The 743-nt window shown below is 46.7% G+C and carries 1 protein-coding gene; it reads left to right on the top strand.

Annotated features, from left to right (window positions below; all coding sequences use genetic code 11):
- Positions 1-4: 4 nt before the first annotated feature.
- A partial coding sequence (locus R8N49_RS26840; protein ID WP_318190415.1) for a pyruvate, water dikinase regulatory protein occupies positions 5-743 on the top strand: 739 nt, incomplete at its 3' end.

Here is a 743-nt window from a genome sequence, read left to right as displayed (position 1 = left end):
AGAAATGCAAATAAATAACCAAAGTCGTGATGTGTTCTATGTTTCTGACGGTACGGCGATAACATGTGAGACATTGGGCCATGTTGTTCTTGGTCAATTTCCTTTCATTCCTAATGAAAAAACCTTTCCTTTTGTAGAAAGCCAAGACAAAGTTGCGGATGTTGTTAAAGAAATTGAAACATCCTACCAACGCAATGGCGTTAAACCGTTGGTGTTTTTCTCGATTGTGGTGCCTGGTGTACGCGAAATGCTGCTAGAAGCTCCGGCATACAGCTACGATGTGCTTGAAAGCATTGTACAAAAGGTGCAAGACGACATTCAGATGGCACCCGCCCCGAAGTTGCAGCGCTCTCGCAGTGTAGGGAAAGATTCCGATACCTATTTTGACCGTATTGCGGCGATCGAATACACCTTGGCTCACGACGATGGCATTACACTGAAAGGCTTGGAACAGGCGGATATCATTCTGCTTGGTGTATCGCGCAGCGGCAAAACACCAACCAGTTTGTACATGGCGATGCAGTTTGGCTTGCGCGTGGTGAACTACCCGTTTATTGCCGAAGACGTCAAGATGATGCGTTTGTTGCCAGAGTTCGAGGTGCATCGCCACAAACTGTTTGGCTTAACCATTACGCCTGAACGTTTGAATAAGATTCGTGAGAATCGCCTGTCGGGCAGCGACTATGCCAGTGAAGAGCAATGCAAGTTGGAGTTGGACACGGTTGAAGCTTTATTCAGAAGAG

Source organism: Vibrio sp. 1978 (genome assembly GCF_033344345.1).
This window is presented reverse-complemented; position numbering and strand designations above follow the sequence as displayed.